The 19,534-nt window shown below is 61.8% G+C and carries 18 protein-coding genes; 11 read left to right on the forward strand and 7 right to left on the reverse strand.

Annotated features, from left to right (window positions below):
- Positions 1–81 precede the first annotated feature (81 nt).
- Complete coding sequence (locus YH63_RS13565; protein WP_137325198.1) at positions 82–1,083, reverse strand: glycosyltransferase family 2 protein; 1,002 nt, start codon at positions 1,081–1,083, stop codon at positions 82–84.
- Positions 1,077–1,628, reverse strand: a complete 552-nt coding sequence (locus tag YH63_RS13570; RefSeq protein WP_083992563.1) for a dTDP-4-dehydrorhamnose 3,5-epimerase family protein — start codon at positions 1,626–1,628, stop codon at positions 1,077–1,079. Before YH63_RS13570 ends, YH63_RS13565 begins: the two co-directional genes overlap by 7 nt.
- Positions 1,629–1,830: 202 nt before the next feature.
- Here YH63_RS13570 and rocF point away from each other — a divergent pair, with 202 nt between their 5' ends.
- The 7 genes from rocF (at position 1,831) to YH63_RS13605 (ending at position 8,754) form a co-directional block, all read left to right on the forward strand.
- Positions 1,831–2,793 (forward strand): arginase, encoded by a 963-nt coding sequence (gene rocF / locus YH63_RS13575; RefSeq protein WP_046829517.1) that lies wholly within the window; start codon positions 1,831–1,833, stop codon positions 2,791–2,793.
- 222 nt (positions 2,794–3,015) lie between these two features.
- Positions 3,016–3,903, forward strand: coding sequence for a hypothetical protein (locus YH63_RS13580; RefSeq protein ID WP_137325199.1), 888 nt, complete (start codon positions 3,016–3,018; stop codon positions 3,901–3,903).
- An 855-nt stretch (positions 3,904–4,758) separates the two neighbouring features.
- The gene (locus YH63_RS13585; RefSeq protein ID WP_046827145.1) at positions 4,759–4,968 is read left to right on the forward strand and encodes a cold-shock protein; all 210 of its coding nucleotides are present in this window, start codon (positions 4,759–4,761) and stop codon (positions 4,966–4,968) included.
- Between the two features lie 241 nt (positions 4,969–5,209).
- A complete protein-coding gene (locus YH63_RS13590; protein ID WP_046827144.1) occupies positions 5,210–6,223 on the forward strand; it encodes a methyltransferase in 1,014 nt (337 codons plus the stop codon).
- A gap of 87 nt (positions 6,224–6,310) precedes the next feature.
- On the forward strand, positions 6,311–7,780 hold the full coding sequence (locus YH63_RS13595; RefSeq protein ID WP_137325200.1) for a flavin-containing monooxygenase: 1,470 nt from the start codon (positions 6,311–6,313) through the stop codon (positions 7,778–7,780).
- Positions 7,781–7,950: 170 nt separating this feature from the next.
- Positions 7,951–8,376: a cupin domain-containing protein gene (locus tag YH63_RS13600; protein ID WP_046827142.1), complete on the forward strand. Its 426-nt coding sequence runs from the start codon at positions 7,951–7,953 to the stop codon at positions 8,374–8,376.
- 159 nt (positions 8,377–8,535) lie between these two features.
- On the forward strand, positions 8,536–8,754 hold the full coding sequence (locus tag YH63_RS13605) for a DUF1049 domain-containing protein (RefSeq protein WP_046827141.1): 219 nt from the start codon (positions 8,536–8,538) through the stop codon (positions 8,752–8,754).
- 17 nt (positions 8,755–8,771) lie between these two features.
- Here the strand turns inward: YH63_RS13605 and YH63_RS13610 are convergent, their stop codons facing one another.
- Both YH63_RS13610 and YH63_RS13615 read right to left on the reverse strand, forming a co-directional pair.
- The gene (locus tag YH63_RS13610) at positions 8,772–9,653 is read right to left on the reverse strand and encodes an alpha/beta hydrolase (RefSeq protein WP_046827140.1); all 882 of its coding nucleotides are present in this window, start codon (positions 9,651–9,653) and stop codon (positions 8,772–8,774) included.
- A gap of 30 nt (positions 9,654–9,683) precedes the next feature.
- Complete coding sequence (locus YH63_RS13615) at positions 9,684–11,414, reverse strand: adenylate/guanylate cyclase domain-containing protein (RefSeq protein WP_046827139.1); 1,731 nt, start codon at positions 11,412–11,414, stop codon at positions 9,684–9,686.
- 170 nt (positions 11,415–11,584) lie between these two features.
- Between YH63_RS13615 and YH63_RS13620 the strand changes: the two genes are divergently transcribed.
- The 4 genes from YH63_RS13620 to YH63_RS13635 all read left to right on the forward strand — a co-directional run bounded on the left by YH63_RS13620 (position 11,585) and on the right by YH63_RS13635 (position 15,565).
- A complete protein-coding gene (locus YH63_RS13620; RefSeq protein WP_046827138.1) occupies positions 11,585–11,932 on the forward strand; it encodes an ArsR/SmtB family transcription factor in 348 nt (115 codons plus the stop codon).
- A 13-nt stretch (positions 11,933–11,945) separates the two neighbouring features.
- Positions 11,946–12,470, forward strand: coding sequence for an arsenate reductase ArsC (locus YH63_RS13625; protein ID WP_046829516.1), 525 nt, complete (start codon positions 11,946–11,948; stop codon positions 12,468–12,470).
- Positions 12,470–13,144 (forward strand): aquaporin, encoded by a 675-nt coding sequence (locus YH63_RS13630; RefSeq protein WP_046827137.1) that lies wholly within the window; start codon positions 12,470–12,472, stop codon positions 13,142–13,144. Before YH63_RS13625 ends, YH63_RS13630 begins: the two co-directional genes overlap by 1 nt.
- A gap of 1,122 nt (positions 13,145–14,266) precedes the next feature.
- Positions 14,267–15,565 carry an amidase gene (locus tag YH63_RS13635; RefSeq protein ID WP_046827136.1) on the forward strand — a complete coding sequence of 433 codons (1,299 nt, stop codon included), beginning with the start codon at positions 14,267–14,269 and terminating at the stop codon, positions 15,563–15,565.
- A 170-nt stretch (positions 15,566–15,735) separates the two neighbouring features.
- Here YH63_RS13635 and YH63_RS13640 read toward each other — a convergent pair whose 3' ends face one another.
- From YH63_RS13640 to galE, 3 genes are all read right to left on the reverse strand, one after another.
- Positions 15,736–16,425: a fumarylacetoacetate hydrolase family protein gene (locus YH63_RS13640; RefSeq protein ID WP_046827135.1), complete on the reverse strand. Its 690-nt coding sequence runs from the start codon at positions 16,423–16,425 to the stop codon at positions 15,736–15,738.
- Positions 16,426–16,476: 51 nt separating this feature from the next.
- Positions 16,477–18,279: an ABC transporter ATP-binding protein gene (locus YH63_RS13645; RefSeq protein ID WP_046827134.1), complete on the reverse strand. Its 1,803-nt coding sequence runs from the start codon at positions 18,277–18,279 to the stop codon at positions 16,477–16,479.
- Between the two features lie 119 nt (positions 18,280–18,398).
- Entirely contained in the window at positions 18,399–19,412 is a 1,014-nt protein-coding gene (gene galE / locus YH63_RS13650; protein WP_046827133.1) for a UDP-glucose 4-epimerase GalE, read from the reverse strand.
- Between the last annotated feature and the right edge of the window lie 122 nt (positions 19,413–19,534).

Raw genomic sequence — 19,534 nt, forward strand, 5'->3', positions numbered from 1 at the left:
TGACGGATCGAAAAAAGCCCCGGAGCAATCCGGGGCTTTTGTTTTGCTTACCGAAGGTGAGGAAGATCGACACACGAATAGCTATCGGCTGTCGCCGCCTTTTCCACCGGGCAACAGCCGCCGCATCGCGCGAAGCGGTCTCGTTATGCGCCACGAGGTACTCTGCCGCAGTTGCAGGTTCGCCTTTTCGCGGCGGTCCATCTCGGGAAGGATTTCGTTCATGAGCATCCAGGACAGCCGTGACACGACTTTGTCCAGAGTGGCGCGGAACGTCGCGCTCCATTGCGGGCCGCCTGCCTCCATGACGGTGCTGTAGGCTTCCTGCCCGGTCTTGCCGGGCAATGGCGCACAGCGAAGCAGCGAAGGCCACCATCCACAGCGCTCTGCGAACGCCGATCCGTAGCTATGGGCGCGAAAGCGCGACGCGTCCGATTTGCGCCAGTTGGCGATGAAATGAAGCGATGTTGCCACGGGGAGGTGACTCACCCGGCCGCCATCCGCATCGATGATCCGCCGCCAGAGAACCCAGTCCGCTGCATCGGGGACGTTTTCAGGCCAATAGCCGACGCGCTCCAGGATGTCGCGACGATGGACGATGGCGTTCGCGGGGATGGTGTTGCCGACCTCGCGAAACTCCGCCTGAGCATCCGGAAACGTAATGTCGGTATAGAGCGGGACCGCCGCGCCTTCGTCGGAAACCCAAACGGGGCGGCTGTAAGCCAGTGCGGTGCCGGAACGATCGAGCAATTCGCCGAGCAGTTCGAGATGATCCGGGAATAGAAGGTCGTCGTGCGCTGCAAATGCAATGTAGCGGCCGCGGGCTTCGCGCAACGCGACGTTGCGGTTCGCGTAGCCGAAGAACGGCGCCTTCGGCAGATCGAAAAAACGAATTCTGGGGTCGTCAAATCCGCCGACGACCTTGGCGGTGTCGTCGGTGCATCCGTCGGCAACGATGAACAATTCGAAATCGCGGTTGGTCTGGGCGAGCACGGACCGGATCGCGAACGCAATGATGTCTGCACGATTATGCGTCGGCATCAAAACAGTGAACTGAGGGGCGGCGCGCGATCCGTCGCCTACCACCCGGTCGCTCCCGGTCCGAAGGAATACGGAATCAGATCGGTGTCGATGGGGAGCCGGTACTTGTCGGGGTTGGCATAGTCGTAAGGCTCGGTCGGAAAATTCACGACGGTCGCATCGCGGCTTCCGATGTTGTGGTCGGCGTGCCACACGTCGACCGGAACATTGACCAGCACGCGGTGATGCTCCGACAGAACGATCTTGCACACTTGGCCGAAGGTCGGACTTGCAGGGCGGCTATCATACAGGACCAGTTCGATTTCCCCGGTCAGCAGCGTGTAGCGGTCTTGATGACGGCGATGAAGATTCCAGCCTTTGACGACGCCGGGCCGGATCGTGAATGTGTAAGAGGAACGGATCGGGTCCGGATAGCCCCATCGCTCGTCCATTAGTTCTGTGACCGTTCCGCGCGCGTCGCTGTGGGTTGTCAGCGGGCGGATGACGACGCCGTGGGTCAAGGGTCGCAGCAAGTCGCCCGAGTTCGATACTGTGGGACGGTCCTGCGCGGCAGCCTCGAGCAGTTGATTGAAATGATGTGTCTGATCCATTTTTCCAGCCATATGCAATAATTCGTCCCTTCTACTCGATATGTAAGAAGGCACAATCGGTTTGGCGTATTCGATCGAACCCGCGAAAAGCCCCGGAGGAATCCCGGGCTTTTTGCGTTGAGAGTGCGTATCGCCACGCGCGCGAATCCCGCTAGGATGCGGCAGAGTTCCGTCTCCATCGCTCACCCGCGCGAGGTTGTTCGTGACCGCTGATTCAAATTCCTATCCGACGACGGTTTCGCTGCTCGGCGTGCCCATCGAAGTCGGCGCGTCGCAGAAAGGCGCGCTGATGGGCCCTGCGGCGCTGCGCACGGCAGGCATCGCACCGCTGCTGGAAAGCCTCGGGTTCGCGGTCGAGGATCACGGCGACCTCTCGCCGCGCGATCTGACCTTCAGCGATGAAGCGCCGCCAAACACGAAGCACTACCGCGAAATCAAGGCGTGGATCGGCGAGACCAGCCAACGCGCCTACGCCATGGCGAAGTCCGGCGCGATCCCGGTTTTCCTCGGCGGCGATCACTCGCTGTCGATGGGCTCGGTGAACGGTGTCGCGCGGCACTGGCACGCGCAGGGGCGCGAGCTGTTCGTGCTCTGGCTCGATGCCCACGCCGATTACAACACGCCCGCGACGACGATCACCGGCAACATGCACGGCATGTCCGGTGCGTTCCTGTGCGGCGAGCCGGGGCTGGACGATCTCTTGCCGCGCGATGAACGATCCTCGATCGTGCCGCGCCAGCTCGGCCTGTTCGGTCTGCGCTCGGTGGACAAGCTGGAAAAGGAATTGCTCGGCAAGCGCGATGTCTGGATCGCCGACATGCGCAGGATCGATGAGTTCGGCGTCAGCGTGCTGATGCGCGAATTCATCGAGCGGGTGAGGGCGCGAAACGGCGTCCTGCATGTCAGTCTCGATGTGGATTTTCTCGATCCGGTGTCGGCTCCCGGCGTCGGCACCACGGTGTCGGGAGGAGCGACCTATCGCGAAGCGCATCTTGTGATGGAGATGCTTCAGGATTCAGGTTTGGTGCGCTCGCTCGATCTGGTCGAGCTCAATCCGTTTCTGGACAACCGCGGCCTCACCGCGCGCACCGTGGTCGAACTCGTCGGCAGTCTGTTCGGTCAGCAGATCCATGACCGGCCGACGCCGAGCAACGCAGTGGTGTAGGCTGTAGAAAAGAGCTCGCTAACGGGTCCTAGTCCAAATTGGAGATGAAGCAGACAGTCTTGGCAAACAAACCGGGACTTCCCAGTTGAAGCAGTAGAGGCCGCTCGAGCAGGAAGATAGGTGCCGGTATTCTGCACAGCTGACGAATTTCAAACTGCCCCTCGTTGACCGAGGGTCTTACTTTCCATCAATATATAGAGCGGCGGGATAGGGGACTACGCAGTGCCTACATTGGTCGAACAGCTACAGCGCGATGCGATGGACCCAAACTTTCGTATCAGTGATCTGCTTCGGAGAGTTAAGTTCACTGCAGTGCAACTTGGTCTTGGGACTGTCGAAGATTGGGTGGAGCAAGAACTAAACGGCTATGAAGGCATGCCTCCCGCTTATCGGACAGTGTATGGTCGGCCGATGGCGCACCACCCATATCGCGGGTGGGAGGATATCGGGCAGGCTCCCGAGTGGATGCAGAGACGGCCTAACGGTCAGGCGATCGCGGTAATTGAGGGGTTCATTGCTCAGGCTGCTGCGACCAACAGCACGCAATTCCACATGCCTTATCCTGACGAACTAACCGAGAAACTTTACAAGTCGAATAATACCGCAGGCATGAACTGCCACCTTATTGTGTCTCCTGCTGAGATGCTCCGAATTGTCGACAAAGTGCGTAATCTAGTGCTCGATTGGGCGCTCAATTTGCAGAAGGCGGGCATTATGGGATCCGAATTCAATTTTAATGACGCGGAGAAGCAAAAGGCGCACGCAGCCGCGACCGTCATCACCATTGGCTCGATCAGCAATTTTCAAGGTAACATCGGGCAAGGCAACGTGGCATCGGACAACTCCTTCAAGATAGGAGACCTTCAGCCAATCCTAGAGCAGCTTAAACCGTACCTTGGGATGTTAGCTTCTTCGGGAGCGACCGATATATCTGAGCGCGTAGCGACGCTGGAAAAGGCGCTAGCTCAGCAACCGGCAAACGACTCATTGGTGAGAGGACTGGTCACCGATCTTCGTAATACTTTGACGGGAGCAGCCGGAAACCTCATCGCGACCGGGGCGATCGCTGCGCTAAATATGGTCTTGGGTACCGGCGTCCCGGCGGTCTAAGCGTCAGGCACTGAGCTACTTCCCTACCTTCTCCATATATACACGCGATCCTCCGCCGGCAGTCCGTCCAGCCACATCTGCTCGTCGCCGGGCTCGGGCAGCACGTGGCCGTACTCCGCCATCTGCCGGGCAGGGATCTCGGTGACAGGAGAAGATGTGGAGCGCGATCATGCAACACCTCCGGTGTCGTCCCCGCGAAAGCGGGGACCCATAGCGACCGAACACTGTCGTCCTGAGGTGCGAGCACTTGCGAGCCTCGAAGGACGACGGCAACAGGCAACCGCGCATCCTTCGAGGCTCGCCGCAAGCGCGGCTCACACCTCAGGATGACGCGACATCGCTACGTTAGCGACCAATCGGTCCCATCGGGTCGGCGAAGCCGGACCCGTTGACGAGGACGACGCGGAGAGATCGCGTCATCGCGTTGTGGATGCGCGTGATCCCTTGGCGATGGCGGCCTTCTTTGCGGCGTCGAGCAGGCCTGTGGGCGCGATGCAGTGATATGTCGGCATCGATGCGTCGCTGCTTGAAGTGAATCTTCTTGGAGAGGTTTAAGGATATCCCCGCACGTTAAGCTGTAAATGTCGCTGCATCGGCAGGCTATTTTCGGCTCCCAAGCCTCTGGCATTGCTGCGTTAAACGCCTGCGCCGCTGTGCGAACACAATTGAGTTGTTGCTTTAAGGGCTTGAACTGCTACAAGCCTCGCATTCGACCTGCGGCACAGCTTTAGTTAAAGCGCCCTTTGGACCTTTTTGGTCCCCTCCGGCTCCTTACCCAAAGACATCGCTAGATTGGATTGCTCCGCGCGACGTCGTGCGGAACTGCGCATGTACGCGCCTAAAGGATTGTTTGTTATGACGACTGGTACTGTGAAGTGGTTCAACGGCCAAAAGGGCTTTGGTTTCATTCAGCCGAGCGATGGCGGCACCGATGTGTTCGTTCACATCAGCGCTGTCGAGCGTGCTGGCCTGACCGGCCTTGCCGAAGGACAGAAGGTTTCGTACGAAGCCAAGGTTGACAAGATGCGCGGCAAGACCAGCGCAGAAAACCTGCAGATTCTGTAAGGCCTGATCGCGGCGACCGGACACCGGTTGTCGCGTAAGCCTTCTTAAAGAAAAAGAGCCAGGCGCTGCATCCACGGATGTACTGGTCGCAGCAGCCAGCTTTTCGCTCGTTTCACGGATGTAATGAAACGGACGTCACCAAGCCCCGTCAGCAATGATGGGGCTTTTTGCTGTCTGGGCCCAGGGAGGGTACGGATATATCTTTTATAATGACGATTGTGATTCCACAGGAGCGGGGCATATGAGCGAAACGACACCTGACGATATTATGAAGATCGGCATGGGCTTCTGGGCCTCGAAGACGCTGCTCAGCGCTGTCGAACTCGGCCTGTTCAGCTTGCTCGCCAAGGCGCCAGCCGATCTCGAAACATTGCAGGCCCGGCTCAAGTTGCATCCGCGCTCCGCCCGCGACTTCCTCGATGCATTGGTCGCGCTCAAAATGCTTGAGCGTGACAACGGCATTTACCGTAACGCGCCGGATACTGATCTCTTTCTCGACAAAGCCAAGCCATCCTATATCGGCGGCATCCTGGAGATGGCGAATTCGCGGCTCTATGGTTTCTGGGGATCGCTGACCGAGGCGCTGCAAACCGGTCAGTTGCAGAACGAAGGCAAGCACGGCGGCGACTTTTTTTCCGCGATCTATGCCTCACCGGAAGGTCTGCGCGGCTTTCTCGGCGCGATGAGCGGCATCAGCGCCGGCGCAGCGCAGGCGCTCGCGGCGAAATTCGACTGGAAGCCTTACGAGACCGTGATGGACGTTGGCGCTGCCCAGGGCATTGTACCGGTGACTCTGGCACGCGCGCATCCGCATCTCAGCGGCATTGGCTTCGATCTTCCCGCCGTTCGACCGGTGTTTGAGGAATTCGTCGCGCAACAAGGCTTGAAGGACCGGGTGCGCTTTCAGTCCGGTAATTTCTTCGAGGCGCCGTTGCCGAGCGCCGACGTAATCGTGATGGGTCACATCCTGCATGACTGGGATCTGCCGCAGAAGAAGATGCTGCTGGAAAAAGCTTTCGCGGCGCTTTCGAAGGGCGGTGCGCTCATCGTCTATGAAGCGCTCATCGACGACAATCGCAGTGAAAATGCTTTCGGCCTGCTGATGAGCCTTAACATGCTGATCGAAACGCAGGGCGGCTTCGACTACACCGGGGCTGATTGCCAATCATGGATGCGCGATGCGGGCTTCGTGTCCACGCGCGTGGAACCGCTGGTCGGTCCGGACTCGATGGTGATCGGATACAAGCCTGGGTGAATCGCAGTGTTCAATCGCTCATGAGAAGGCGCCAAGGCAGCTTGCAATTTCTGCTGCTCTGCGACCTAATCCGTCAGGGAGATTGAAATGCTCGACAAGACCAAAGCAGAAAGCGACCACTTCGATGTGCTGATCGTCGGCGCGGGCCTGTCGGGCATCGGCGCCGGTTATCACCTGCAGAAGAATTGCCCCGGCAAAAGCTACGCGATCCTCGAAGGCCGCGAGAGCATCGGCGGCACCTGGGATCTGTTCCGTTATCCCGGCATCCGCTCCGACTCGGACATGTACACGCTCGGCTATTCGTTCAAGCCGTGGACCGAAGCCAAGGCCATCGCCGACGGGCCGCGCATCCTCAACTACGTCAACGAGACCGCGCGCGACAACGGCATCGAGCAGAAAATCCGATTCAACCACCGCGTCAAAAGCGCGTCGTGGTCATCGAAAGACGCGCGCTGGACCGTCGAGGTGGAGCGGGGGCCTGCAAAGGAGATCGCGCATCTCACCTGCAATTTCCTGTTCATGTGCAGCGGCTACTACTCCTATGAGGGCGGCTATTCGCCGGAGTTTCCCGGCGCGGATCAGTTCGCCGGCCGCATCGTCCATCCGCAGAAGTGGACCAGCGATATCGATTACGCCGGCAAGCGCGTGGTGGTGATCGGCTCGGGCGCGACCGCCGTGACGCTGGTGCCGGAAATGGCCAAGACCGCGGCGCATGTCACCATGCTGCAGCGTTCGCCGACCTATGTGGTCGCGCGGCCCGCCGAAGACGCGCTCGCCAACAAACTGCGTGAAAAACTTCCGGCGAAGGTCGCCTATCACATGATCCGCTGGCGCAATGTGCTCTGGGGCATGTATTTCTTCCAGCTCTGCCGCCGCAAGCCGGAGCGCGCCAAGCAGTTGATCCTCGGCGGCGTGCGCCATGCGCTCGGGCGGGATTACGACATCGCCACGCATTTCACGCCGCGTTACAATCCGTGGCAGCAGCGGTTGTGCCTGGTGCCGGACGGCGACCTGTTCAAGTCGATCAAGGACGGCCGCGCGTCGGTGGTCACCAACACCATCGAGACGTTCACGCCGAAAGGCATCCGTCTCAGTGACGGCAGCGAACTGGATGCCGACCTGATCGTCACCGCCACCGGCCTCAATCTGCAGGTGCTCGGCGGCATGCAGGTCAGCGTCGACGGCAGCAACGTCGATTTCGCCAACACCCTGAACTACAAGGGCATGATGTATTCCGACGTGCCGAACCTGGCCTCATCGTTCGGCTATACCAACGCCTCGTGGACGCTGAAATGCGATCTCACCTGTGAGTATGTCTGCCGCCTGATCAACTACATGGACAAGCGCGGCTACAGGCAGTGCACGCCGCGCAACACCGATCCCGAAGTGAAACAGGAGAACTGGCTCGATTTCACCTCGGGTTACGTGCAGCGCTCGGTGGCGAAGATGCCGAAGCAAGGCTCGAAGCGGCCGTGGAAGCTCTATCAGAACTACGCGCTCGATATCGTCTCGCTGCGGCTCGGCAAGGTCGATGACGGCGTCATGGTGTATGAGTAAGACGACACGTTCTCCGCCGTCATTCATGTGGCTTTTTGATCTCTCGACACGTCATTCCGGGATGCGCCCCTTGGCGCAGACCCGGAATCCATTTTCGTTTATAACGCCACTGGATTCCGGCTTCGCTCGCTGAGCGAGCGCCCCGGAATGACGAAAAACTGGAGTTTTCTATGAAATGTTTCCCCTTCGCGCTCGGCCTGTTGTTGGTCGCGTCGCCGCTCTATGCGGACAATCACACGGTAACCAGCAAGATCGTCGTCAAGCCGGTCATCTCCTCGACGGTGACGTCGAGCGGTCAGCCGATAGTGCTGCCGCAGAAGGATGCGCAGGTCATCGTCTCGACCTACGAGATTCCGGCGGGCGCGGTGCTGCCGAAGCACAAGCATCCGTTTCCGCGCTATGGCTACGTGCAGGCGGGGACCATCGAAGTCACCAACATCGATACCGGCAAAACCGAGACCTTCAAGACCGGAGATTTCATTCTCGAAGCCGTCGATCAGTGGCACTTCGGTACGAACAAAGGTCCCGAGCCGGTGAAACTGCTGGTCATCGACATGGTCGAGAAGGGCCAGAGCAACACGGTCCTGCACAAGTAGGCATTTGACTGAAATTTGACAGCTGGCTGGCGAGCCTGTTGCGCCCGGTTCGACTTGGGCGCAATTTGCTTGCGGCGGTGGCGCGCCTGCGATGATCCGGAGCAGGGGCGCCGCCAGGAGGCGTGTATTGCAACACATTCATTTCAAGCGAGGCGGACCATGCGCTGGTTGAACACGGCTGTGATTGTCGTTCTTGTCGCGGGGATTCTGATCTTCGCGTTTCAGAATCTTCAGAGCGTGACGGTGTCCTTCCTCGGCCTGCGGATCACCGCGCCGTTGGCAGTGCATATCTTGATTGTTTACGTCGTCGGCATGGCGACGGGCGGCAGCGCCTGGGCGCTGACGCGCTGGGCCTTGCGCGGGGCAAAAGCGCCGTAGCCTTCGTTCCGCGGCAGCTACATGTGACGGCGGATGAACGCGCCGACACTCGCAAGCGCGCGGCGGCCGGGTTCGAGATGCGCGTTCCACAGCGGCCAGGCGTGGATCATTTCCGGCCACACTTCCAGCGTGACGTCGACATCGGCGGCACCGAGCGCCGCCGCGAAGCGCGTCGCGTCATCGAGCAGCGTCTCGTGCGACCCGACCTGAACCAGCGTCGGCGGAAATCCGTGCAGATCGGAAAACAGCGGTGAAATGCGCGGATCGTTCCGCGCCACCCCTGAAGGCACGAAGGCGTCGGCGAGTTCGCCGAGATAGCCCTTGTGGATGATCGGATCGAGCGTGTCCTTGGTCGCCAGCGACGCACCTGACATGGTGAGGTCGGTCCAGGGCGAGGCCAGCCACGCGCAGGACGGATGCTCGCCTTGTTCCCGCAGCGTGTTGATCAGCACGGCGGTGAGGTTGCCGCCCGCGCTGTCGCCGCCGATGGCGATCTGCGACGGCAGATAGGCTTGCTTGCGCAAGTATCGCCATGCGGCCATGGCGTCGTCGAACGCTGCAGGAAACGGATGCTCCGGCGCGAGCCGATAGCCGACCGCGAGCGTCCGGATTCCCGCCGCGCGCCCGGCTTCGGTCACCATGCGGCGGTGGCTTGTAATCGAGCCCGAGCAATAGCCGCCGCCGTGGAAGAACATCAGCACACGCGAGGCATCGCTGCCGGGCGCAAGCGACCATTCACCGGGCACGCCGTTTACATCGACGCTGGTGAGCGTGATGTCATCGGCGACCGGCCAGACCGAACCGATCTCGTCGAGTCTTTCCCGCCGCTGCGCCCAGCCCACCGGCCGGGCCTTCGCCGTCAGCAGCGCGCGGATCGCGTCGATTTCGGAGGAGGGCATGGTGCTGACCCCTGTTGCGTAAAAGAGACCTTACTTCTGCTCAAGCCGCCAGACACCGTCCCAGTCATCGCCGGGCGGGGTTGATGCAAAGCCGTCGAGTCGCTTGATGAGTGTCAGCGACGGGCCGTCATCAGGAACGGAATCGAGCGCTGCGGCGAAGGCGCGGCGCGCGTCGTCCCAGCGCCGGGCCCGATAGGCGGCAAGCCCGTCCGAGTAATGATCCCGAAGCGCGATCTGGGATGCAGTCAACGTGCCCTTGCGGCCCATGATCTCGAACACCGCCTGCGGTTCGGTTTGACCGACCATCACGATCCGATCGATCTCGCGGGTTTCTATGTCGGCGGCGGCACCCGCGACAGTCGCCTCTGACACCAGCACGCGGCTGCCATACGCCTTGTTCGCGCCTTCCAGCCGCGATGCGAGGTTCACGGTGTCGCCCATCACGGTGTAGCTCATCATCAGTTCAGAGCCGATGCTGCCGACCAGCACTTCACCAGTGGCGATGCCGATGCGAATGTCGAACGGCGCCGGGAGATTGCGGACACCGAGCAGTTCCGGAAGCTCGGCACGCAATTGCGGGATCAGCTCCAGCATGTCGAGCGCGGCGATGCTGGCGAGCCGCGCCTGATCCGCGTCGGCGGTGAAGGGAGGCCCCCAATAGGCCATGATGGCGTCGCCGATATATTTGTCGATGATGCCTTCATGCTGGCGAACGGGTGCGGACATCGCCGAGAGATAGCGGTTCATCACCTTGACCAGTCCCTGCGGCGTTGTCCCCCGGCTGGTGCTGCTGAATCCCTTCACATCGCAGAACAGCACGGTCATGACGCGGCGCTGACCTTCGGATGCCAGCGCAGGCCGGTCGATCAGCCCTTCGACCACGCGCGGATCGATATACTTTCCGAAGGTTTCGCGGATGCGCTCCTTGAGGCGCAACTGCTCGACCATGCTGTTGAACGCCGTGGTGAGCTGGCCGATTTCGTCCCGCGTGGTGACCACGAGCTTTTCCTCGAGATGTCCGGCTTCGACTGCCCGGGCACCCTCCAGCAGTTTGCGGACAGGTCGCGTCACTCCAGCGCTGACCAGCATGGAGAACACGAGCCCCATGATCGCCGCGAGCGCGGTCAGCACCGCGGCAATGATGGTGACCTGCGATTGCTTTTGCCGGGTCCGGTCGGCTTCCGTGCGAAGCAGCGCAAACATGTCCGCCCGGATGGAATCAAGGCTCTGGTTGAGTTCGTTGCGCAGGGCATCGACCCGCGCGAGGCCGTCGTCGATGACCTTGGCGTCGCCGGTTTCAAGCAGCGGCAGCATGCGCTCGATCTCGCTGTTGAGATGGCGGCGGGAGACGTTGAGCGCGGTTTCAAGGCGTGTGTCGAGCCGGGCCAGCGCCGTCGGGTCGGAGAAGGTGACGCCTTTCTGGATCAGGCCGTTGATCAGCGCACGTGCGGCCTGCGCTTCCTGCTCGACTTCAGCGCCCTTGGTCTCAAAAACCTTGCGGATCGCCGTCAGGCGGTCGCTGCCTGCCGGCGAGCGCATCTTTTCGATCACCATCCGGCGCAGCTCCAGCGCACGTTCGACGGAGCGGATATTCGCACGCGCCAGATTTCCGTAGGCCGGGATGTAGCTGTTGGTGAGTTCTTCGAGGCGCGCGCTGACCTGCATCACCGACACCATCGACAGGATCGCGGTGACCGCCATCAGGACGATGAGCGTCACGGCAATGCCCATGATTTTTCGTCGGATCGACAGCCGGATCATCGCGATTCCCTCATTCAGGAACCTTATCGTGGATGAGGCTGTGGGGATATCCGGCTGTCTTTTAGCCGCGCGCTCCAGGCCCAGCGCGCCATTTTGGGCAGGCGACGATATTTCAATAATCATTGAAGTATCGCTTGCGTCCGGGAATATATTTCAATAATCGTTGAAACATGAACAAGCTGGATATTCTGGCGGCTCTGGCCGCCCTTTCGCAAGAAAACAGGCTGGATGCCTATCGCCTGTTGGTGCAGGCGGGGGCTGATGGGATGCCCGCGGGCGAGATTGCCGCGGAGCTTGGCCTGTCTCCCAACGCCCTCACGTTTCATCTGGATCGGTTGCGCGAAGCGGGCCTGGTCACGGTTCGCCGCGATGGCCGTTCGATGATCTATGCGGCGCAGTTCGACACCATGAACGGCCTGATCGGATACCTCACCGACAACTGCTGCGGTGGCGCCGTCGCGTGCGTCCCCGATGTCGCCTGCAAACCCGCGCGCAAGCGCACCAAGGTTCTCGCGTAGGAGTAATCTCGTGATATCCGGCCAGCCCTACAACGTCCTCTTCCTGTGTACCGGCAATTCCGCGCGCTCGGTGATCGGCGAGGCGATCCTCAACAAGGCCGGTGCGGGCAAGTTCCGCGCCTACAGTGCGGGAAGCCAGCCCAAGGGGCAGGTTCACCCGGAGACGATCCGGTTGCTGAACGAACTCGGCTACGACACATCCGGTTTCCGGTCGAAGTCGTGGGCTGAGTTTGCGGAGCCCGGCGGGCCGAAGTTCGATTTCGTGTTCACCGTCTGCGACAGCGCGGCGGCGGAGTCATGCCCGATCTGGCCGGGTCAGCCGATGACGGCGCATTGGGGCGTTCCCGATCCGGCGGATGCGACAGGCACGCCCGCCGAAATCGCGATGGCCTTCAAGGAAGCCTACCGGCTGCTCAATCAGCGTATCAGCGTGTTCAGCGCACTTCCGATTGGCTCTCTGGATCGTCTCACGCTCAGGAACAGGCTTGAAGACATCGGCCAAATGGAAGGTGCAACGAAAGCGCCTGAGCCGATCTGATGCCTTCGCTTGCTCAACGCGCCTTTGCCGAATGGCTCGGCACCGCGTTCCTGCTCGCCGCTGTCGTCGGCTCGGGAATCATGGCGCAAAAGCTGGCGGGCGGGAACGGGGCCATCGCGCTTCTGTGCAACACCTTGCCCACGGGCGCGATCCTTGTCGTTCTGATCCTGATCTTCGGCCCGATCTCGGGTGCGCACTTCAATCCGGCCGTCTCGGTTGCTTTCGCAATGCGTGGCGAACTGCCGTGGCCCAGCACCGCGCTTTACATCGCGATGCAGGTGATGGGCGGCATCGCCGGCGTGTGGGCCGCGCACCTGATGTTTGAACTGCCGCTCTGGCAATTCTCGGCCACGGCACGGTCGGGAGGCGGGCAACTGTTCGCCGAGGCTGTCGCCACGTTCGGACTGTTGCTAACAATTCTGGGATGCGTGGCGCGCGCGCCATCGGCCGTGCCTTATGCGGTGGGCCTCTACATCACCTCGGCATACTGGTTTACGGCTTCGACGTCGTTCGCCAATCCGGCCGTGACGGTTGCGCGTTCGCTGTCGGATACATTCGCCGGAATTGCGCCGGCTGGCGTGCCCGCATTCATTGCCGCCCAGCTGATCGGCATGCTGGCCGCTGTCGTGTTGGGCGGGTGGTTCTGGCAACGATCGGCTGCGAAGCCAACGTAGCCCGGATGGAGCGATCTGATCTCTCCACCCGTCATTCCGGGATGCGCCTCTTGGCGCAGGCCCGGAATCCATACTGTGAGAATATCATTAGTGGCGGTGGATTCCGGGCTCGCGCGAACACGCGCGCCCCGGAATGACGGCGGATAATGTGGAGCAGCATGTGGGCCACGACTCCTGAAACATTTCGTGATGGGGATACAAATCCCCGCGCTCTGAAGCTCTCTTATGTTCGGCGTGTCCCGCCTCACACGAGGGGCGTTCGCGATCGTCACAGACGCGAGGCGGGATGCGATGGCCGCTGAGGCGTTCGAGTCCGGAGTGTCGAAAAGCACACCGGGTGACGACCGCGCCGGAGGCGGACGGCGAGAGGCGTGTGTTGTCCCGGTTGGGTCGTCCCCCAACCAGATGGGAGCCTGGGCCGGCCCTCGCGATCGTTGTCCCCGCAAGGGGCAAGGGTCGTGTTGGCGGTAAGCGAGAGCCCGGCAAACGGCGGAAACCCGGAGCGTTCGGCCGCAAGTCGGCTATAGCCGAACTTGCGCATTATTAAATGATGATCTCGGGTGAACCCGAGATCATGTGGCGCCACGCACGACGCCGTTCCAACCATTGCGTGCGGAACGCCGGATGTGTCCGGCGCAACCGTGGTGACGACACTCGTGTGCTTTCTACCTTTGCACGCGGGGCTGCGGATGCGTCGAGCATCCGGCGTTCCGCGCGCCCTCAATTCGAGGGCGAAGCGATCAGGAATTCGGGCGCCCCCGCGCCGTCATAACAACAGGGGCGATGGTGGCTGTCTGAAAACGGAATCTGTCGTAACACACTCGATCGTCGTCCCCGCGAAGGCGGGGACCCATACTCCCTACGCCTTCGATGTTGCCGTGATAGCGGGCCAACTCTTTTCTTCGCCATCACCACGGCCGGTGGTTATGGGTCCCCGCCTTCGCGGGGACGACCGGAGAGAGTATGCGCGATGTCTCACCATCCGCCCCGCGGAGACGACCGGAGAGGTATCGCGCGATGCGCCCGGAGAATGCGAAATTTTAGAGGCATTGCCTTCTGCCTGCGGAAAATCCATTCTCCCGGCCCCGTTCCTGTAAATCAAAAAGAGCCAAGACAGCCTCAATGACAGCCTCATCCCGCGACCGTCTCGAACAAGCCCTCACCAGAATCGCCGATCCCGCAGGCGAAGGCGCGCGCGCCTGCCTCACCGTCTACACCGACGAAGCCCGCAAGGCCGCGGACGCCGCCGACACACGGATCAAATCCGGCAGTTCGCGCGGGCCGCTCGACGGCGCGGTCGTGACCGTCAAGGATCTGTTCGACGTCAAGGGCGAAGTCACCCGCGCCGGATCGCGCGTGCTCGCGGCGCGCGGCAAGCCTGCGGACGCGGACGCCGTGGTCGTTCAGCGCCTGCGCGAGGCAGGCGCGGTGATCGTCGCGAAAACCAACATGACGGAATTCGCCTATTCGGGTCTCGGTGCGAACCCTCACTTTGGAACGCCGGGCAATCCGGCCGACCGCAAACGCGTCCCGGGCGGTTCGTCCTCGGGGGCTGCGGTTGCTGCGGCCGACGGGATCGGCGAAATCGCCATCGGCACCGACACCGGCGGTTCGACGCGTATTCCGGCGGCCTTCTGCGGTATCACCGGCTTCAAGCCAACGGTGAAGCGGGTGCCGCGCGCGGGCGCATTCCCGCTGTCGTTCACGCTGGATTCCATCGGGCCGATCGCGCGCAGCGTCGCCGACTGCGCCAACGCCGACGCCGTGCTGGCGGGCGACACGCCGTCGCCGCTGGCGCCGCCTCCGCTCAAGGATGTGCGCGCCGGTTTCGTGCAGGGCTATCCGATCGAAGGCCTCGATGACATCGTCGGCAAGGCCTATCCGCAGGCACTGGCGAAACTTGCCTCAAGCTGGAAGTCGGGCAAGGACGTCACGCTGAAGGCGCTGGACATCATGCACACTGCCAACGAGCGCGGCGGTGTCGCTCCGCCCGAGGCTTATGCGATCCATCGCGCGCTGCTCGCGGAAGCCGGCGAGGGCGTCGATCCGAACGTGCGGATGCGCCTCTTGCGCTCGGAGAAGGTCGCCGCCGCCGACTACATCCTTGCCCTGCGCGACCGCGAGCGCGGCATCGCGGAAATGGACGCGGTGTTCGATCAGGTCGATGTGCTGGTGATGCCGACGGTGCAGATTGTCGCGCCGACCATGGACGAGATCTCCACGCCGGAGAGCTTCAACAAGCGCAACGTCCAGGCGCTGATGAATACCGTGATCTGGAATTTCTTCGATACCTGCGCGATCTCGCTGCCGATCCGGCTCGGCAATGCGCTGCCTTGCGGGCTGATGCTGGTCGGCCGTCATGGCGACGACCGCAAGCTGCTCGCCATTGCCGCTGCGGTCGAGAAGCAACTGGGGACGTGAATTGCGATGAGAGGCGCGGGGCTCGTCACATATTCTGTTGTCGTCCCCGCGAAAGCGGGGACCCATAACCACCAAAGGTTATGTTTTTCGCAGCAGGAGTCGCTTGTTCCAGGGAGTATGGGTCCCCGCTTTCGCGGGGACGACGTGATGAGGATGAAGTACGGGTAGCCTCAGCCGATCGCGACCTTCAACGTGCCGATGCCGTCGATGCCGCATTCGATCTTGTCGCCGGGTGCAAGGGCCGCGACGCCGGCAGGCGTGCCGGTCAGGATGATGTCGCCCGCGCCGAGCGAGACCTGCAACGAGAGCTTGCCGATGATCTCGGCGACGTTCCAGATCATCTCGGACAGATCGCCCTTCTGCTTCTCGGTGCCGTTGACCGAAAGCCAGATCTTGCCCTTCACCGGATGACCGATTTCGGCGGCGGGACGCAGCGCGCCGCAGGGCGCGGAGGAATCGAACGACTTGCCGATCTCCCAAGGCTGCTCCTTCTTGCGCGACGCCATCTGCAGATCGCGGCGGGTGAGGTCGATGCCGACGCCGTAACCGTAGACATGATCGAGCGCTTTGGCGGGATCGATATTCGCGCCGCCGCTCTTCAGCGCGACGACCAGTTCGACCTCGTGCTGGAAATCCTTGGTCAGCGACGGATAAGGGATTGTAGCGCCGTCGCCGGTGACCATGTCGGCATGCTTGGCGAAGAAGAACGGCGGCTGGCGCTCGTCATTGCCCATCTCGCGGATGTGCTCGAGATAGTTGCGGCCCACACACCAGATCCGGCGCACCGGAAAGGACTTCGATTCGCCGGCGACGGGAATGGACGGCTGCGTGAGTGCGGGAATGACGAAGCTGGCGCTCATGGGAATTCCGATGTCTGGGAGGGAAAACGGAAAAAGGCGGGAGAGACGACCTTACGCGCTGGCGGCGACCGGAGCCAGCGGGTTGGCTTCACGATGCTGCAGTCGGAAGAACGAGGCATAGCGTCCGCCGCGCCGCAGCAAGTCGTCATGACGGCCGGTCTCGACGATCACGCCGTTCTCCACCACCAGAATCTGATCGGCATGCATGATGGTGTGCAGGCGGTGCGCAATGACGATGGTCGTGCGGTTCTGGCACAGATGCTCGATGGCTTCCTGCACCTGCTTCTCGGATTCGGAGTCCAGCGCCGCTGTGGCTTCATCGAGCAGGATGATCGGTGCATCCTTCACCAGCGCGCGGGCAATCGCAATGCGCTGGCGCTGGCCGCCGGAGAGCTGCGTGCCGTGTTCGCCGACCGGCGTGTCGTAGCCGAGCGGGAAGCTCATGATGAAGTCATGGGCGCAGGCCGCTTTCGCAGCGTTGACGATCTCATCGTGCGACGCGCCGGGGCGGCCGAAGGCGATATTCTCGCGGATGGTGTCGCGGAACAGATAGACATCCTGTCCGACATACGCCGTCTGCTGGCGCAGCGAGCGCCGCGACACGTCTGAGATGATCTGCCCGTCGATGACGATCGCGCCGAACTTCGCCTCGTAAAGCCGCAGCAGCAGCGCCAGCACGGTGGACTTTCCGCCGCCGGACGGTCCGACCAGCGCGGTGACCTTGCCGGGCTCCGCAACAAAGCTCATCCGGTTGAGCACGGTCTCGTTGTTCCGATAGGCGAAGGTGACATCGCGGAACTCGACCTTGGCCTCGGTCAGCTTCAGCGCGGGCTTGTCGCTGTCGTCCGGTTCGGTCGCCGGGCTGTCGACGATTTCCAGCAGCTTGCGGGCGCCGATCAAGTGACTGTTGAGTTCGATGTTGAGGCGCGCGAGGCGCTTGGCCGGTTCATAGGCCAGCAGGAACGCGGTAATGAACGAGAAGAACTGTCCCGGCGTGGCACCGGTCGCGATCACGCGATAGCCGCCATACATCAGGCAGCCTGCGATGGCGAAGCCGCCGAGCGTTTCCATCAGCGGGCTGGAACGGCTTTGCACCCGCGCCATCTTGTTGGCATTGGCCTCGACCACGCCGATGCTCTTGTCGATCCGCGCCTGCATGGTGTCTTCGAGCGTGAAGGCCTTGACGGTGCGGATGCCTTGCAGGGACTCCTGCATGGTCTCGAGAATGTCGGCGTTGCCGGTGAACTGGTCGTGGGCGAGATGCTTGATCCGGCGCACCAGCTTGCGGATGACGAACAGCGCCGGCGGCGCGACCAGCAGGCCGAACAGCGACATCCACGGGTCCTGAATGACCATCACGGCGGCAAGGCCGACCAGTGACAGGAAATCGCGGCCGACCGCGCTGATCAGGAGGCTCAACACCTGCGTCACGGCCTGCGCGCCGGCGGTCAGGCGCGCGAGGAATTCGGACGAATGGCGCTCGGAAAAGAAGCCGACATTCTCGCGCATCAGCTTGGCGAACAGCCTGCGCTGGTTGCTGGCCAGAATGGCGTTGCTGATCTTCGACAGGATCACCGTATGACCGTAGGTCGCGGCACCCTTGAGCGTGAACAGAACGATGATCACCAGCGACAGCAGCACGATGCCGTGAACGCTGCGGTCGACATAGGTCTGGTTGATGACTTCGCCGAGCAACCAGGCCGCAGCCGCGGTGGTTCCCGCAGACACCGCCATCAGCGTGAACGCGACCGCGTAGCGCCGCCAATGCTGGAGGCCCTGTTCGGTGATCAGGCGGCGAATAAGGGCAGCCGCCCCATATGGGTCGTCGGTGATTTTTCGTGGAAGCTCGGTCATCCGCGTTCCATTAACGGTTGGCGCAACCGGCGCCCCGTCAGGGTTTATGCGATGTCCGTCTCTTGCCCGCTATGAACCGGATTTTCAAGCGAAATCAGGGCTTTTTAGTCAATTCTACACTACGCTGAGACTGCCTGCCGGCCGTCCCGCTGACGTTCGACAAGCAGCTTTTCCTCCCATGCCAGCGCATGGCGGGCGATGGTGTCGAGATTATCGTATTGCGGTGTCCAGTCCAGCGTGGCGCGGATGCGCGCGGTGTCGGCGATCATGGTCATGATGTCGCCGGGGCGGCGCTCGGCATACTGGACGGCGAAATTGCGGCCCGAGGCGCGGCGCACGGCTTCGATGGTTTCGAGCACGGAATAGCCGCGGCCATAACCGCAATTCAGTGTGGCCGATGGACCGCCGCCTTCAAGATACGCAAGCGCTGCGCAATGGGCCTGCGCCAGATCGCTGACATGGATGAAATCGCGAACGCAACTTCCATCGACGGTCGGATAGTCGGTCCCGAACACGTCGATCTTGGCGCGCTGGCCGGTCGCTGCTTCAACGGCAATCTTCAGAAGATGCGTTGCGCCGACAGTCGCGAGGCCGATGCGGGCCTGCGGATCGGCGCCGGCGACGTTGAAGTAACGCAGCACCACGTAATGCATCCCGTGCGCGGAGGCGACATCGTGCAGCATGATTTCGGTCATCAGTTTCGATGAGCCGTATGGCGACATCGGGCGCGTCGGCGCCTCTTCGGCAACAGGCGTCCGGTCGGGATTGCCATAGACGGCTGCGGTCGACGAGAAAATGAAGCGGCTGATGTTGCACTTGACCGCCGCGTTGAGGAGGTTGCGCGTGGTCATCGTATTATTGCGGTAGTAGCCGAGCGGATCGCGCATCGAGTCCGGTACGACCACCGAGCCCGCGAAATGGACGATCGAATCGACATTGTGCGCGGCGATCACACCTTCGACGAGGTTTTCGTCAGAGACATCGCCGATGAACAGCGGCACGCCTTCCGGCAGGAACTGCGAGAAGCCGGTTGAGAGATTGTCGACGACCACGACGCTTTCGCCCGCATCCACCAGCGCGCGAACCGTATGGCTGCCGATGTAACCTGCACCCCCGGTGACCAGTACTGTCATGGCGTTCAAACCCGTATTGTTTCCGCGCTCTGTCAGTCGCGCTTGCGCGGCGGAATGTGGAGCGAACTTGTTGCCGGAAGCTTGCAGAGAAACGATGGAAATGGGGTATAAGGCCGAACTTT

This window comes from Afipia massiliensis, assembly GCF_001006325.2.
GTDB classification, from domain to species: domain Bacteria; phylum Pseudomonadota; class Alphaproteobacteria; order Rhizobiales; family Xanthobacteraceae; genus Afipia; species Afipia massiliensis_A.